Consider the following 15,792-nt stretch of genomic DNA (forward strand, 5'->3'; position numbering starts at 1 on the left):
TTTAATCCTTCGCCCCTCAAAGGCGACTTGATCAATATACCACATCAGCCTATTCGATTGCAAGAACTTTTTTTTAATTTCTTTCGTTCTTTCGTTCGACCGCCGAAGCGACAAGGAGTAATATAACAAATCCACAAACTGATTGCAAGCTTTTTATACCTTGAAAAATATGGAAATATAAACAAAAAAGCTCCAGTGCGTAATGCACCGGAGCTTGAGTCTTTTAACCTTGGCTTCCTATAAAGATGTAACGAGCTAGGATTAGAACCGCTAGTACCCACATTAACCAGTGAATCGGATAACGCGTCTGACTTTTGCCACCTAGGTTAGATGCTGCTGCCAGAACTACATACGCAACGATTCCGAAGGAGATCCCATTCGCAATATTGTAAGTGAAAGGCATCAATACAATTGTAAGGAAAGCTGGAATCGCCAGAACGAAGTCTTGAAAGTCGATCTCACGAATGGATTGAACCATCAGAACACCAACCACGATCAACGCTGCCGCTGTCGCAGAACCCGGAACCAACATAGCAATCGGAGCTAAGAACAGGGCAAGCAAGAAACATACGCCTGTAGTTACCGCCGTTAAACCTGTACGTCCGCCTTCTGCTACACCCGCTGCGCTTTCTACGAAAGCAGTAACCGTACTAGTCCCAACTAACGCACCGCCACTAACACCAATCGCATCCACGAACATGGCTTTACCTACACGCTTGTTGCCTTCTTCTTTATTCTTCATAATACCAGCACGATTTGCTGTTCCAACCATAGTACCGAATGTATCAAAAAGCTCAACAAACGTAAACGTGGCAATAACCGAAACAATTCCCGTTGTCATAATGCCTGCAAAATCAAAATCAGCGAAACGAAGCTTTGTTAAATCAGGAACCCATGTCGTGTCTGCACTAGTCAATGAACCTAGATTAACCATACCCATGAAGTACCCAATGATTGTCGTAGCCAATATACCGATTAAGATAGCACCACGAAGACGAAGCACCATAAAGATAGAGATCAACAAGACCCCAACGATTGTTAAAATAACGCCTTTATCTTCTAATGAACCCATGTGGAATACAGTTTCAAATGAAAGTACATCCGTAAATTGATGTGCCTTAATATCTTTGCCGCTTTCAACCGCAACGGTTAAGATGCCGCTGTTCTTGAAACCGATCATTGCGATAAACAAACCAATACCCACGGTAATCGCATGCTTCAAGCTATCTGGAACAGCCACAAGGAGCATTTGGCGAACTCTGGTAATGGTAAGAATGATGAAAATAATCCCCGAAATGAATACGGCTGCTAAAGCCATAGAAAACGTGAATTTACCTTGCGAAGTTAAAATGATGGTCGCGAAGTAAGCATTCAAGCCCATTCCCGGAGCTAGCGCAACTGGAAAGTTAACGAATAACCCCATTGCAATCGTCATTACACCCGCAGCAATTGCTGTAGCCAAGAAAATCGAAGTCCAGTCACCGCCGGTTGCACCCGATTTAAAAGCACTCAAAATGTCTGGATTTACCGCAAGGATGTAAGCCATCGTCATGAACGTAGTGATCCCTGCCATGATTTCTGTTCTTACTGTCGTGCCGTTTTGTTTCAATTTAAAAAAGCGATCCATTTTCCTACTCCTCCTAAAACGAATGGTGGGGAACCAAGGATAAACGCCCCTGTCGTCCTTTCAAGGACGAGCGCGTTTATCAAGGTTGTGCGAAGCAAAAGTATACATATATACTTTCTGGCAACAGCAAAAAACCCGGAATCATAATGCCTGATTCCGGGTACGAAAAAGGAGCTATCCATATGAGAGCTGCCTTCGATGTGTAAAGGTGCACGTAGAAACTCATACGGATTCCGTTCCTTTTTTTCGTAGCCAGATCATTTGCGGTGATCTCGTAGAAACTCTCAGGCCAATCCCCGAGATTATACGAAAAACTGTTATCCAATACACATTTTAGTTGTGAAATAACCAGTTGTCAATAAAAAAGACGAACGATAAAGGGGTGTTTTTTCCCATAACGTTCGTCTTTTTAGTAGTGATTTAAATTATTCCCATTCAATGGTAGCAGGCGGCTTAGAAGTGATGTCATAAACGATACGATTCACGTTCTCAACTTCATTTACGATACGAACCGAAATCTTCTCAAGCACATCCCAAGGAATACGCGCCCAGTCAGCTGTCATTCCATCAATAGATGTAACAGCACGAATACCTACAGTATAGGAGTAAGTTCTGGCGTCGCCCATAACTCCCACGCTTTTCATGCCCGGAAGTGCTGTGAAGTACTGCCAGATCTCGCGATCTAAGCCTGCTTTGGCGATTTCGTCGCGCAGAATGGCGTCGGATTCACGAACTATTTTCAGCTTATCTTCCGTTACTTCACCTAGAACACGAATAGCTAGACCAGGACCTGGGAAAGGTTGTCTCCAAACGATTGCTGCTGGAAGGCCGCATTCCTCGCCTACTTTACGCACTTCGTCTTTGAACAGTGTTTTGAGCGGCTCGATTAGCTTGAATTTCATATCTTTCGGCAGTCCGCCTACGTTATGATGCGATTTAATCGTTTGTGCAGTAGCCGTACCGCTTTCCACAATATCTGTGTATAAAGTACCTTGGGCCAGGAAAGTAAAGTCATCGAACTGACTGGATTCCTCTTCGAATACACGGATGAATTCGGTACCGATAATTTTACGTTTTTGCTCAGGATCGTCTACGCCGGCCAGCTTGCCGAGGAAACGGTCACGCGCATCAATTTTGACCACTTTCATATCGAATTTACCGACAAAAGTGTCCATAACGCTCTCTGCTTCACCTTGACGCAGCAAACCATGATCAATAAACATACACGTCAGCTGAGCGCCGATCGCTTTATGCAGCAAAATAGCAACAACCGATGAATCCACGCCGCCACTAAGTGCGCATAGGACTTTCTTGTCGCCAACTTCTTGACGAAGCTCTTTGATCATGTCTTCCACAAAGGAAGACATCGTCCAGTCGCCTTCGCAACCGCATACGCCATAGATAAAGTTATGGATCATTTCATTCCCTTGAATGGAATGACGAACTTCTGGGTGGAACTGTACCGCATGTATGTTGCGCTCACGGTTACTCATTGCAGCAATCGGAAGAGAATCCGTGCTTGCTTCTATAACGAAGCCTTCAGGCAGGACTGAAACGTGATCGCCGTGACTCATCCACACAGTTTGTTTGGATTCTAACCCTTTCACTAGCGGGCTTTCATTCGTAAATGAAAGATCAGCCTTACCGTATTCACGCGTATGAGCGCGTTCAACTTTACCGTTCAGTTGGTGGGCAATAAGCTGCATGCCATAGCAAATACCCAAGATTGGAATACCCAGATCAAAGATTCCTGCGTCAACAGCGGGAGCTCCTTCACCATATACGCTCGACGGACCGCCTGAGAACACAATCCCCTTAGGGTTAAGCTCACGAATTTTATCAACAGTTGTATTGAACGGCAGCAGCTCGCTGTAAACGCCCAAATCACGAATTCGTCTAGCAATCAGTTGATTATACTGGCCTCCAAAATCTAATACGACAATCATTTCACTCGGTTTACTCATTATCCGACCTCCTAGATTCATAGCGATTGATGTTTAAGGGGCTCCCCTTGTCCACTTATCACTATTTATAGGTACTAATTTTAAACATTAGGTACCTAGGATGTAAAGGGGTTTAATGTGTCTTTTGAATGGCTTTCCAAATCGCGGTAATTTCCCGCTTCGTATAGGTCAGTGAATTGACCGTATCATAACGGACACTTTCATAAATCAAGGCAAATTCGAGCAGCGCTTGTTTCTGTCGTTGATCTTTGAAATTTAGAGTTGTGACATACTCTCGCACCGTCTGGTTCGCGGATTTTGCACCGTATTTTCGAAATAGCTGCATCCATAATCGATCCATATAAGGTGTCATGGGGTGTAAATTGCCCTGCTTGCTTTTGTAAATTGGAAAATACAGCCGTGAATTGACTAGGAAACCTTTTCGCCTAAGCAAAACGAAAATACCCACTAGAAGGAGACAACATCCGATTAGAACAATGAAAGCATTCCTATAAGTCTTTGCAAAATTGACAATTCTATCCTTCGTTTCACGAAGCCACTCACTTGGATTGGTTGTAAACTTGCTAGACGTAGGAATGTTCGTGAGTGAAGCTGTCATCGCCGCTTGCTCCATGGCAGCTGTCGTCAAGGTTTCTCTCGGATGGTCGGACGAAATACCAGAGAAACCAGGCGTAGGCTCAAACGGCACCCAGCCCATAGAAGGAAAATATACCTCCACCCATGAATGCGCATCTAGATTACGAACCATAACTTCCTGAAGCCCATCGCCGTCGCTAGATGCTTGCAGTGTCCCTGGAGCGAAACCTTTTACCCAGCGGGCAGGCACACCAACAGAACGAAGCATAACGACCATCGAAGTTGAAAAATGATCACAGTACCCTGTTCGGTCTACGAACAGAAAATGACTGACAAAATCCTCATTGCGACTTGGATGCGTTGACTTTTCGAGACTATAGGTATAGGTATTGCTTAAATACTGCTCAATCGCAACTGCTTTGGCATAAGGCGTCAGACGATTCGCTGTCACTTGCTCGGCAATGCTGCGAACAGATCGCGGCAAAGCAGCCGGAAGCTGGAGATATTCCTCTGTAATGCCAGAGGGATAACTACCCATATCCGTGTTAAGTATGGATGGATCTTCATGCACAGGCTGGACAGTTATTTTGTAATAAGACAAAGGATCTATAATCTCGGGTAGAGTCACTTTACCGCTAAATTCAGATGTAAGAAGGCTGCTCGGTGTTAGCGGTTTCCCCTTCTCACTCAAAAGCATATCAACACTTAGTAACCTTCCACCCATAAACAATTGGGAATTAGGCGACTTCGTGTTCCAAAGAATTTCCTGATTCACAGCCCTGCCTGTAAAAGGTTGATTAGGAATAACGTAAGACTCCAGCTTTTGATTGGGCTCGGTCCAGCCTTTGCCGTCGTAGAAGCTTTTGGATTCTCCGCGCCAGTAGGTTAATTCGGATGTTCTGGCTGTGAATACTGGGGTCGTGTCCACCTGGAGTGGACCTCCTAAGGAGGAGTCGTCTTGACCATAACCAGACCTAGCAAAAGAACCGTTCGCCCCCGTATCTTCCTTGTATAGGTCAAATATGCGATCGTATAAATACGCCCAGCTAACTGGTTTCATGAGAGGAGCAGGCTCCGCCTGCCTTGCCGAATACCACCCTACACTAGCTAGAGCACTTACAACGACCAAACTGACTACAATCCATTGAAAAACACCGCCCGAACGCACCGATGAAATGCCATAGGTTTGTTCAATTCTTGAGAGATTGAGCAGCGATAACAGAAGTAGTCCATATCCTATTGTGCGCATAATCCCTTGAACCGTATCCGCGCCAAGCACCAACTGTAAGAAGACAAGGTACATGAGCGTGGCCGCTACAAACCAAAGACTGTGCTGCCTCTGCAGCATGAGTGCCTGTACTACGGAGATCAGGAGCGACCAACCTAACAGAAAGAGCAGCGTTCGCATTTGGCCACTGATAAAGTCGAAATGAGCTTGAACGATGTGAACCGCATCCTGAGAAAGGATCCTCACCAAATCGATGATCCATGCTCCGGTTAGAAAGCCTTCACGGTCAAACATAAAGCCGATGAAGAGCAGGATAATGATGCTTTTGGCTGTCCATCCCCAAACATAAGGGACCTTGAAGCAGTCTATGGCGATGCAGATCGCAAATACGACGAGAATGGGACCGATTTGAATGGAGGCATCAGCCATCCAGGCTAGAGGACGGAGCCATTCTGAGAGCAGCAGGAAGAGCAGCAGCGAGATTAGACTGTCTCGGAAAAAGGTGTTGGTGATTGGCGATGATGATTGTGCGTTAGTGATGGCGCTTGAATGGAAGATTGGACTTGATGGGATAGCGGCTGCGGGCTTGGCGCTTGCGTGTATAGAGCTAGTGCTTAAAGAGTTAGTACTTAATGAGCTAGTGCTTAAAGAGTTAGTACTTAATGAGCTAGTGCTTAAAGAGTTAGTGCGTAAAGAGCGAGACTTCAAGCGCGACGAGTCTGCGCTTGAGCGTAAAGGACGTGATAGAGCGCGCGGCGCGCGGTTGGGTTCAAGCGGTTGCATCCGCGACACCTCCTTGCTTTGGCCACTGGCTACGCGGATGCGGCACTTCCGTGAAGCTGCAGCCTACGGCCTGCAGCTGAGAAGCCCCCTCTCGCTCCGCGACCGAGAGGGAGGGCCGCGCGTGCACGTAGATCACGTGCACGGATCGGCGCTTGGTGCGCGCATCCGCGATCGCGCGCACCAGCGCAAGGTCCAGCGTCGATGTGATGCACAGCATCGACGCATCCAGCGGCAAGGCCGCCGCCTCTTTCCTGACGAGGTCAGGAAAGGAAAGGGCGGGCTTGCCGCCAACGCTCGCGAGTACTTCGTACGCGAGCGTTAGATCAGGGCGAATCGTCGGCGCGATTCGCCTGCTGCCCGAGCTGCTGGCGAAGCCGCAGCTCTCGCGCCCGGCAGCGGCGGCTTCGAAGAAGCCAGCCGCGAGGGCGACGCCCTTCTCCAGCAGCGGCTGCGCCGCCTCAGCTGGACCCGCCGCAGGCGCCGCGTCGAGCAGCAGCATCCGCTTCGCGGAGGATGCTTGCTCGGGGTCTTTGGTCATCAGCCGGCTCAGCCTGGCTGTGGATTTCCAATGAATGCGGTGGTAGGGATCACCGCTGACATAATCACGAACACCGCTAATCAGCGGAGTGTCGGTTTTAGGACCACGAAAGGTAGGCACATCACCATCCTCGGATTGAAATGTCATCCCTGATCCGGTCAAAGAATCAGGTCTCGGATAAACAACACACCGGTGAAGATCATCGCGATAGGCTTTTCGAACAGCAAAACCAAATAAATCACCGGTCACTACTTCAAAGCCTGCGAAACGATAAACGCCTCGCATAAGCCCCGTCATTTTATAATGGAGGATTACGGCTGATCGAAACCATGGGAAAAACAGCTTGCTGTAGCCCAACTTCCTCTCGCTTCCTTCATGAACCCATGTTTCCTTAATAATCATCCAAGGCAGCGGCAATAATGTACGATGCCCAACTTGCAAAGTGATGGTAACGTCTTCACCGGACATGAAGACTTCGCCTGACAACTGCCGGCTAACGGTTAGTCCTTTTAATGCGAATACATAAAATAATCCAGCCTGAATCCAGATTAATGTCAAACAAATCCCTATATACCAAGCGGCAAATCCACCTTGCCAATACGCCAAAACAATGGACAGCACACATCCCACAACCAACAGCGTCGTTTTACCCCAGCTTCTCATAGTAGGCCCCTACTTCGCCGAGACGTAACGAAGAACAGGAGTTTGTAAGGAGGCTAGTAAGCCTGTCAAAATCGTATCCGCAGATTTGCCAGTCATTCGTGCTTCGGAAGTCAGAATAAGCCGGTGTGTCCAGATCGGCAGCACCAAATCCTTGATGTCATCAGGTACCACGAAACTCCTGCCCTTCATATAAGCAGACGTTTGCGCAGCGCGCATCAAGGCGTAGGATGCTCTTGGGCTTGCACCCAAGTACAAATCAACATGCTCCCTAGTTGCCAAGGCCAGGCGAACAATGAAATCTTTTAACGTATTATCGACATGAATCATGGTTGCTTCTCTTTGTAATTGCACAAACTCATCCTGTACGATAACAGGCTTCAAGTGATCCAGCGGCTGGCGATCCTGCAGGCGATCTAGCATCAATATTTCTTGCTCTAGCGTTGGATAACCAAGAGACAACTTCATCATAAAACGATCCATTTGCGCTTCCGGCAGCGCATAAGTACCTTCATAGTCCACAGGGTTTTGCGTAGCTAATAAGACGAAGGGTTTAGGCAATTCATAACTCACCCCGTCAATAGTAACCCGCTTCTCTTCCATCGCCTCTAAGAAAGCAGATTGTGTCTTCGGTGAGGTACGGTTGACTTCGTCTGCCAATACGATGGGTGTCATTAAAGGTCCAGGGCGAAACTCAAAATCATTCGTCTTCACATTAAATACGGATACACCGGTTACATCAGACGGCAATAAATCAGGAGTGCACTGAATCCTCTTAAACTCACAACCAATCGTTCTAGCCAAGGCACGTACAAGCATCGTTTTTCCAACACCGGGTACGTCTTCTAGCAAAAGATGGCCGCCGCTCAGCATAGCAACGAACGCTTTCTCTATCGTCTCTCTCTTTCCAACAATTACTTTCTCTACGTTCATGATCATCCGTTCCACGAGAGGCTGCGGCTGATCGAATATTCGGGTTTTCGACTGCATAGACAAGAAGCCTCCTTTATAAGGTTATGCTTCTAGTTTTTCCAGCCCTCTACTATTTTAGACATTACCCTCCCATGGCAAATAGAGAGTTTTTCAGAATACTATTATTTTCTTTAAACATATAAAAAGGCCGTAATGCCACAGACACCTCTCGCTTATCCGATTCTATGACAGTATCCGTTATTCGCCCGCCTAGTAAATCTATGGTTTTTCGTAAAGGAACGATGATCTTACCGTCTTGCAGATCCATATCCGCTAATGAATAGGTAGCTACGCTATTACCCAAGGTATACAGCCTTATGCTTCTAGCGGATAAATCATATTCCAAATCATAAACACCAAAATGTGCATTCGCTTTCTTCTTTTCAGCCTGCCATTCTATTTGCCCGCCCATTTTCTCTATGAGAAAGCGCAGCGGCAGCTCAATCCGATTAGCACGCAGCTGATACTCTGCAGGTTCAATTGTAAAGCTGCTGCCTCCGGCCACATGAACTTGCAGCGGTACCGCCGCCTGCGCGGATAGAATTTGTGCCGTCTCTTCTCTAGCTACTGCGGTTTGTTGGGCAAGATGCAGTTCAGCATCCTTCTGATCTTGATCCGTCTGAACATGTGCCAAAGCATATTGTTGTGTTTCTTTCAATAGATCTTGGAAATGGGCTAAACTCATGTTTCTCGACCACTTCGGCTTACCCACTGGGAACTGTTTGGGCTTAACCTGAGTCGTAAGGGGAGCGAACGCATAACCTAGTTTTTTGTAATAGCTGATAACTTGGGGCAATACTTCTACCGTTGACTCATGCCCACTGCCATCATGAAACAGGATGTTGATCTCGTGTTCGAGCGGTGATCCCTTAATCGTTTGCCAAATTTCACTCGCGGGTACACGCACTCTTTTGGAATCACCACTGTCTACATTCCAGTCCACAATGGTATAACCAGCCTGATCCATCAAATAGTAGTAATATGCATCGAAATTCGTATATGTACCTCCCGGGGCGCGCACCAATTGCGGTCTGGTATCAGCCAAACTGGCAAATACGTCCTCGCTACGCTGGATTTGGTCCCAAAAGGTTTGGAAATCGCTATACAGCTCTTTATATACATGATTATAGGAATGATTGCCTAGGGTATGTCCGTCTTGCACGATTCTTTTGACCAATGCAGGGTGTGCCTCAGCTTGTTCGCCAAGCGCGAAAAACGTAGCTTTCACATTCTCTTTATCTAAAATATCCAGCACCTGACTCGTCAGCTTGCTAGGACCGTCATCAAAGGTCAAGTAAACGGTAGGCTGTTCCGGCGTTTCATACGTCTTCTCGCTCTGCGGGCGCTTACCTGTTTTGAGCTTTTGATAAAGATCTTGCCCTTCTTGTGCTTGTGCGGAGAATCCATCGCTCTCTGTCGCCCTTGCCGGAATCGTAAAGAAAAATAGAGAAACTAGTAAAAGGACTACCACCCAAAGTTGAACTCTTTTCTGCCTGTTGGTTGAATGTTTTACACGAAAGCACATCCGATGATCCCTCCGCTTGTTCTATCATTTTGCTAGCTGATAGATTATATGGGAGAACGATCAAGAGTATGTCTCTATGACAAAAACTACCCCTCTCGGAGTGAGAAGGATAGTTTTTAGTGAAAGGACCTGATCTGCCTTTGTTCAATTTATAGCTAAATTTCTTGCGGTACAGCCTCATTTTTCGTTTGCGTTGCCACGTTAAACAGGGGCTTGCTGCCAATAAGACCTATGAAACTAACGACTAATAAGACTCCGAGCAAAAGAATGGCCATCCTAGCACCTTGAAAAGAAACAATTTGTGTACAGACACCAATGAGCAGAACTCGCATACCCATTCCTACGGTGTTGAAAAAGCTATTCACACGACCGATCAAATGATTTGGCACCATTTCCATCAAAATCGTATTTCGTGCTACGCGACTCCCCGCATTCCCCCATCCGTTCAACGTTTTGAATAGGAGAAAAATAGAGACTAGAGGGAACACGTAAAAGAAAACAATCGACAGACCGAAAATGACAAACGAAAGAATCGTCGTATAATAGGAACCCAAACGCTGCATGAGCAGCGGAACCGTTAAACCGGCCACGACAGCTCCGATGGCGAAAATCATATCTGCTGCCCCGAGAACATTAGCCCCACCATGTAGGACACTTGTGATATACACGGGGTAAAGATAATTACCGACCATAACACAAAGAAACGGCATCAGCGCACAAAGGAAAAACATAACTAATAGCGGTCTCGTTTTCAAATAAGCGAAGCCTTCTCTGATATTCGACCACATGGAGACGGCGCCGTTTGCCGTGACAGACCTGTTCTTGATATATGGAATAAGCAAAAATAGACCAAAGCCCAAAAAGTAAGTCATCGCGTCCGCTAATAGAATCCACGCAAAATCGATATGATCGATCAGTAGACTGGCCAAGCCGCCCGCGATCATCGATGTGGATTGATTTTGGACTTCGAGGATGGAATTTAACGTTTTGTACTGCTCCTTCGAGAAGATCTCTTGCGTAAATGCGAACTGGGTTGGAAAGTGAACGTTGTAGTACAGAGAACCGCTAAAATAAATAACAATCAACTGCCACGTTTCGAAGTGGCCTGCACTTAATCCCCAGAATGCGAATAGCAGCGTGACTGATCCGCCGACAACTTCACTGCCCAGCAGCATTTTCTTTCGGGAAATACGGTCAATATACACGCCGATATGAGGCGATAGGAAGAAAAGTATAATGGTTGATGCTAGCGTTGCGTAACCAAATATCTCACTTCCCCCGGCTCGATTCACTAACAGCCATGGCACGCCGATCATTGTTATTCCTGAGCCGATCGAGGATAAGATGTTGGCTATCATGAGAAACATCATTCTTCGATCTTTGAGCATCATCCACATGTGAGAAAAGTCCTTTCGAGGTAGTCGGTTTTGTTTTTTGTGCAGCTTGTATAGCAAGTTTTGCCTTTATACGTATCCTCACTAATAAATCAATCGCTGTCAATCATAAAAAAAAGAAAACCACCCTACGATGTTCGTCGTAAGATGGCAGTTCGTCTGTCAGCTCGACTCCTCTGTTTCCCCTATAGAAGCTTCAATCTCCCCAAGGACCATGATTTTACCCGTTCTGGCATCAATATACACAACCATTTTGTTTCCTGCTGGATAGACCGCTTCTACGACCCATCCGTCATAGATTGACCTGTTCGTGTTGTAATGGAGCACCAGCCCCTTCTTGAAGGTTACTTTCCATTCGGCTTCAGAATCGGGGTCCGTTTCTTTGGCTATCTGCAATGCGGTCTTCTCATCAATTAGCAAAGGGGTATCGTTCAAAGCCTCCCTTAAGCTTGCACGGATAGCAAGAGCAACCGCCTCAGCATAGGTTAGGTAACCGTTGACGCCGAAGCTTTGACCGTTCCGTCCCTCCAAAAGGCCATCTCCGTAAGCAACAGCGATTTTATCGGAGTCAAAAGCAGCGCGATAATCAGCAAACGCGTTTTCAGCTTTCATTTTTTCCTCCGCAGTTGCGCTTCTTGGATTTTTTCCAAGTTTAGTTACTCCGACTACCGCTCTGTCTCGTAGTATTCCTCCATCCTTATCATAGGCAAGCGTATACATAAACGCTTTCTCCTTCATATAAGCAGGAACCGGCAGCCCTGAAACAAGCATTTCGTGCCACAAAGCAACAGGAATATTGCGTTCGGCGTTCATCGGATCTTGAAAAGCACGACGCAGCACCTTAAGCATCGGTTTTGGAAGCTTGCTGCTTTGGTAGGCAGACTCCAGCTCTTCGCTGAGCCAATGGTTTGCCGGCAGATCCGGCTTGTCATACGCCAACTCCCCCATTACCCGAAACATCATAGAAATGGCTTCGGCATTCGTCAACTTATCGTTCGGCCTAAACTTTTCTTTCACCGAATCATCCAAAATTCCCTGGACATACGCAATCTCAACCAGACCTCGCTGCTTATCGCTGATATCCTGGTGGTCCAGCAGCGCTTTCGCCGGCTTTACTTCTTCCGCTGACCAGCTCCCCTTGAGGTAAGAACCGATCAACAGCTTTACCATCCCTCCAACAGCATTTTCACGGGTAATCTCCGTCCCTTTCCCCAGCCCGTGAACATACATGCTGATCCAGGCATCACGGTTTTTTTTCGGCAAATCCGCCGCCATTTTAAGAGCCGTCGCCCAATCATCGAGCAGTATGGGTTTATCCAGATTGCCCCAGTCTAGCACATTTCGCTGGAATGAATCCCACTCTTTCTGCGTGATCGTACCTTGTGTCGAAGCATTGTCCCTATAAGGCACGATGTACTGCTTGTAATCCTTGAGCTCCTTCATCACCCAATGGGTTTCCTCCACAGCCCCGTACGCTGTATTTCCGTAAGCCATGAAAATAGACAACATTGAAACAATCAGCTTCTTTTTCATCGCTTTCCCCTCTTCACAAATTTTCTCCCTTGCAATTGATTAGACGAGTAATTTGTAAAAAAGTTCCAACGTTCTTTATTGCGTATTAGCGACTTGCATTCAATGCCATTACAGCGTCCAAAACCGACTGAACGTGATTCTTAATCCTCACTTTACTCCATTCCCTGACAATATATCCCTCTTCATCAATCAGGAAAGTAGAACGGATAATCCCCATATACTCACGGCCATACAGTTTCTTTAGTGCCCAAACACCGAACTTCTCGGCCACCTGATGGTCAGGGTCAGAGAGCAGTAGGAACGGCAGCTCATACTTCGCAATGAACTTATCGTGGGCTATCAGCTCATCAGGGCTAATTCCGATCACTTCTACGCCGAGCTGCGCAAACTTGCCATTATAATCTCGAAAATCACACGATTGTTGTGTACAGGTTGGCGTATTGTCTTGTGGGTAAAAGTAAATGACAAGCTTCTTCCCTTTATAATCCTGTAAGGATATGTTTTTCCCGTTGGATGCAGGTAGTGTAAATGAGGGCGCCAGTCGCTTGGCTGACTCTGTCTCAATCTCTTTCTTTTTGCTCATCTATGTTCTCTCCTCTAATTATCCAGCTATTGTTTGTACCATTATGCGTCATTTAGTGGGAGAACATCAAACCGATCTTATCCAAACTAGCTTTTACAAAGAAAAATATGGTAGTTTAAAAAGGAGAGGAAGTGTTCTTAATGAAAGCAAACATAGCTGTAATTACTATTCTATCGAATGACGTACCTCTTTTAGCTCAGTTTTATCGTGATGCACTAGGTTTTAAAATAATTGTTGATTCTGAAGAATATGTTGAATTCGAGAATATAGGGGTCCGTTTTTCTATTTGCTCAAAAAGACTAATGGCTGTTAACACCGATGGATATAGCTCCTTTATAGAAGAAAGTAAAGGTCAATCATTCGAGCTCTGTTTCCCCTGTGATTCCCCGGAATTAGTCCAAAAAACGTATAGAGACATCCTTACCAAAGGTGCTATTGCAATTAAGGAACCAACTATTATGCCATGGGGACAGACAACGGCCTTCTTCGCTGATCCTGAAGGAAACATTCATTCCATTTATGCAGACGACGAAACTTCTGATTCGTAATAATAGCAAAAACGCTGCCACGAGTCGTCAATGACTTCGTGAGCAGCTTTTTTTATCTACGTAGCACAAGCTGCTATTTTCCATTACAATGGGGTTTAGAAATTCGACTCAAGTGGAGTGATTCCTAGTGTTTAAGATCTTGCTCATTGAAGATGACGCAACCCTGTTCACGGAGATCAAAGACAGGTTGGCCAAATGGTCATATGATGTACATGGCATAACGGATTTTAGCCGAGTGGTTGAAGAGTTTATTGCCCTAAAACCTGATTTAGTTATCATTGATATTCAACTGCCCAAATTTGACGGGTTTCATTGGTGCCGGATGATTCGGACCCATTCCAACATTCCGATTGTATTTCTGTCCTCTCGTGATCACCCCACTGACATGGTCATGTCTATGCAGCTCGGAGCGGATGATTTTATTCAGAAACCCTTTCATTTTGATGTGCTCATTGCGAAGATCCAAGCCATTCTCAGGCGTGTCTATAACTACAACACGGAATCCATTAAACTCAAAACATGGTGCGGTGCAACTGTTGATTACGAGAAAAATGCGGTTACTAATCAAGCAGGCTCGATTGAGTTGACGAAGAATGAAATCTATATTCTCAAGCTGTTAATTGAACATAAGAACACGATCGTGAGTCGGGAAGAAATGATTAACAGCTTATGGGATGACCAGCGTTTTGTAAGCGACAATACTTTGACCGTGAATGTCAATCGGCTGCGGAAACGGCTGGACGAGATTGGCTTAGGACGCTTTATCGAAACGAAGGTCGGTCAGGGTTACATTGCAGCAGAGGAGTCCCCTTTTCATGATTAAGAAGTATGTTATAGAAAGGAAAAGCTGGATCCTGCTATTTCTGTTTGGGCAAGGACTACTCCTTTTTATCGCTTATCTCGATTATGAGATTCCCTTCTCCCCTATTCTCTATATTGTTTTTTTATTTACGACCTTGTTTGCCATCTTTCTGACGATCCGTTACAACAGAGAAACGAAATTCTTCAAGCAATTGGAAGAACGAGAAATCAATCTCGATCTCTCAAGTATCGCCGATGCTGAAAGCCCGTTTGAGCAAATTGTCGAAACCAGTATGACGAGCCTGACCGAGCGGCTGAGTCAAATCGCCTCACGGCACCAGGTGGCGTTAGAACAAGAAAAAGACGAGCTGCTGTCCTGGATTCATGAAGTGAAGACACCTCTCACAGCCATGCGTTTAATGATTGACCGCTTGGATGATGAAACCATGAAAGCTGCTCTGACCTATGAATGGCTGCGGATTCATCTGCTGCTTGACCAGCAGCTCCATCAAAAACGTTTGCCGTCTATGGAGAACGACCTGTATATCGAGTACGTAGATCTTGAAGCTCTTATTTATATGGAGATCAAGACATTGAAGTCCTGGTGCATACAAAAAGGAATTGGCTTTGACGTACAATTCGAAGTCACGAAAGTGCTCAGCGATGCAAAATGGTTAGCCTTTATCCTACGACAGCTCTTAACCAACGCCGTGAAATACAGCGACAGCGACTCGTCGGATATCATAGTAAAGAGCTACCAGAAGCATGAGCGTACGGTGCTCGAGGTCAAAGACCATGGCCGTGGCATCAACCCAAAAGATCTGCCTCGTATCTTTGATAAAGGCTTTACTTCTACGACTTGGCATCAGGACAGCGCCGCAACAGGTATGGGCTTATATTTGGCCCAAAAAGCGGCGCAGGCCTTGCTCATCCATATTGCTGTACATTCAGAAGCAGGCGGGGGAACAACCTTTACGCTCACCTTTCCACAACCAAATGAAACCGTCCGGATTACGGGCATGTGACAACATTGTCACATGCCTTTCTTCTTTGTTCGTTC

Annotated in this window: 12 protein-coding genes and 1 riboswitch; of the genes, 3 read left to right on the top strand and 9 right to left on the bottom strand. The window is 46.0% G+C overall.

What is annotated here, in order from left to right; all coding sequences use genetic code 11:
- Positions 1–223 precede the first annotated feature (223 nt).
- The 9 genes from GC102_RS37900 to bcp all read right to left on the bottom strand — a co-directional run bounded on the left by GC102_RS37900 (position 224) and on the right by bcp (position 13,383).
- Positions 224–1,627: an NCS2 family permease gene (locus tag GC102_RS37900; protein ID WP_171649699.1), complete on the bottom strand. Its 1,404-nt coding sequence runs from the start codon at positions 1,625–1,627 to the stop codon at positions 224–226.
- Positions 1,628–1,856: 229 nt separating this feature from the next.
- Positions 1,857–1,957: riboswitch (purine riboswitch) on the bottom strand.
- 95 nt (positions 1,958–2,052) lie between these two features.
- Positions 2,053–3,591, bottom strand: a complete 1,539-nt coding sequence (gene guaA, locus GC102_RS37905; RefSeq protein ID WP_171694107.1) for a glutamine-hydrolyzing GMP synthase — start codon at positions 3,589–3,591, stop codon at positions 2,053–2,055.
- Between the two features lie 112 nt (positions 3,592–3,703).
- Positions 3,704–6,178, bottom strand: coding sequence for a transglutaminase-like domain-containing protein (locus GC102_RS37910; protein ID WP_171694108.1), 2,475 nt, complete (start codon positions 6,176–6,178; stop codon positions 3,704–3,706).
- On the bottom strand, positions 6,165–7,379 hold the full coding sequence (locus tag GC102_RS37915; protein WP_171694109.1) for a DUF58 domain-containing protein: 1,215 nt from the start codon (positions 7,377–7,379) through the stop codon (positions 6,165–6,167). The genes GC102_RS37910 and GC102_RS37915 overlap by 14 nt, the downstream gene beginning before the upstream one ends.
- Positions 7,380–7,388: 9 nt before the next feature.
- Positions 7,389–8,366, bottom strand: coding sequence for an AAA family ATPase (locus GC102_RS37920; RefSeq protein WP_171694110.1), 978 nt, complete (start codon positions 8,364–8,366; stop codon positions 7,389–7,391).
- 64 nt (positions 8,367–8,430) lie between these two features.
- Positions 8,431–9,873, bottom strand: a complete 1,443-nt coding sequence (locus tag GC102_RS37925; protein ID WP_171694111.1) for a polysaccharide deacetylase family protein — start codon at positions 9,871–9,873, stop codon at positions 8,431–8,433.
- A gap of 155 nt (positions 9,874–10,028) precedes the next feature.
- On the bottom strand, positions 10,029–11,270 hold the full coding sequence (locus tag GC102_RS37930; protein ID WP_171694112.1) for an MFS transporter: 1,242 nt from the start codon (positions 11,268–11,270) through the stop codon (positions 10,029–10,031).
- Between the two features lie 159 nt (positions 11,271–11,429).
- Positions 11,430–12,800 carry an S-layer homology domain-containing protein gene (locus GC102_RS37935; protein ID WP_171694113.1) on the bottom strand — a complete coding sequence of 457 codons (1,371 nt, stop codon included), beginning with the start codon at positions 12,798–12,800 and terminating at the stop codon, positions 11,430–11,432.
- Positions 12,801–12,885: 85 nt separating this feature from the next.
- Positions 12,886–13,383, bottom strand: a complete 498-nt coding sequence (bcp, locus tag GC102_RS37940; protein ID WP_171694114.1) for a thioredoxin-dependent thiol peroxidase — start codon at positions 13,381–13,383, stop codon at positions 12,886–12,888.
- Positions 13,384–13,523: 140 nt separating this feature from the next.
- Between bcp and GC102_RS37945 the strand changes: the two genes are divergently transcribed.
- The 3 genes from GC102_RS37945 to GC102_RS37955 all read left to right on the top strand — a co-directional run bounded on the left by GC102_RS37945 (position 13,524) and on the right by GC102_RS37955 (position 15,757).
- Complete coding sequence (locus GC102_RS37945; RefSeq protein WP_171694115.1) at positions 13,524–13,931, top strand: VOC family protein; 408 nt, start codon at positions 13,524–13,526, stop codon at positions 13,929–13,931.
- Positions 13,932–14,058: 127 nt separating this feature from the next.
- The gene (locus tag GC102_RS37950; protein ID WP_171694116.1) at positions 14,059–14,754 is read left to right on the top strand and encodes a response regulator transcription factor; all 696 of its coding nucleotides are present in this window, start codon (positions 14,059–14,061) and stop codon (positions 14,752–14,754) included.
- A complete protein-coding gene (locus GC102_RS37955; RefSeq protein ID WP_171694117.1) occupies positions 14,747–15,757 on the top strand; it encodes a sensor histidine kinase in 1,011 nt (336 codons plus the stop codon). Before GC102_RS37950 ends, GC102_RS37955 begins: the two co-directional genes overlap by 8 nt.
- Positions 15,758–15,792: the final 35 nt, after the last annotated feature.

It is taken from the genome of Paenibacillus germinis (assembly GCF_013141785.1).
In the GTDB taxonomy this organism is placed as follows: Bacteria; Bacillota; Bacilli; order Paenibacillales; family NBRC-103111; genus Paenibacillus_E; species Paenibacillus_E phytorum.

Bases quoted from the DNA above. Each gene is read 5' to 3' on its own strand.
- GC102_RS37900 (WP_171649699.1), bottom strand. From the start codon at position 1,627: ATGGATCGCTTTTTTAAATTGAAACAAAACGGCACGACAGTAAGAACA.
- guaA (WP_171694107.1), bottom strand. From the start codon at position 3,591: ATGAGTAAACCGAGTGAAATGATTGTCGTATTAGATTTTGGAGGCCAG.
- GC102_RS37910 (WP_171694108.1), bottom strand. From the start codon at position 6,178: ATGCAACCGCTTGAACCCAACCGCGCGCCGCGCGCTCTATCACGTCCT.
- GC102_RS37915 (WP_171694109.1), bottom strand. From the start codon at position 7,379: ATGAGAAGCTGGGGTAAAACGACGCTGTTGGTTGTGGGATGTGTGCTG.
- GC102_RS37920 (WP_171694110.1), bottom strand. From the start codon at position 8,366: ATGCAGTCGAAAACCCGAATATTCGATCAGCCGCAGCCTCTCGTGGAA.
- GC102_RS37925 (WP_171694111.1), bottom strand. From the start codon at position 9,873: ATGTGCTTTCGTGTAAAACATTCAACCAACAGGCAGAAAAGAGTTCAA.
- GC102_RS37930 (WP_171694112.1), bottom strand. From the start codon at position 11,270: ATGTGGATGATGCTCAAAGATCGAAGAATGATGTTTCTCATGATAGCC.
- GC102_RS37935 (WP_171694113.1), bottom strand. From the start codon at position 12,800: ATGAAAAAGAAGCTGATTGTTTCAATGTTGTCTATTTTCATGGCTTAC.
- bcp (WP_171694114.1), bottom strand. From the start codon at position 13,383: ATGAGCAAAAAGAAAGAGATTGAGACAGAGTCAGCCAAGCGACTGGCG.
- GC102_RS37945 (WP_171694115.1), top strand. From the start codon at position 13,524: ATGAAAGCAAACATAGCTGTAATTACTATTCTATCGAATGACGTACCT.
- GC102_RS37955 (WP_171694117.1), top strand. From the start codon at position 14,747: ATGATTAAGAAGTATGTTATAGAAAGGAAAAGCTGGATCCTGCTATTT.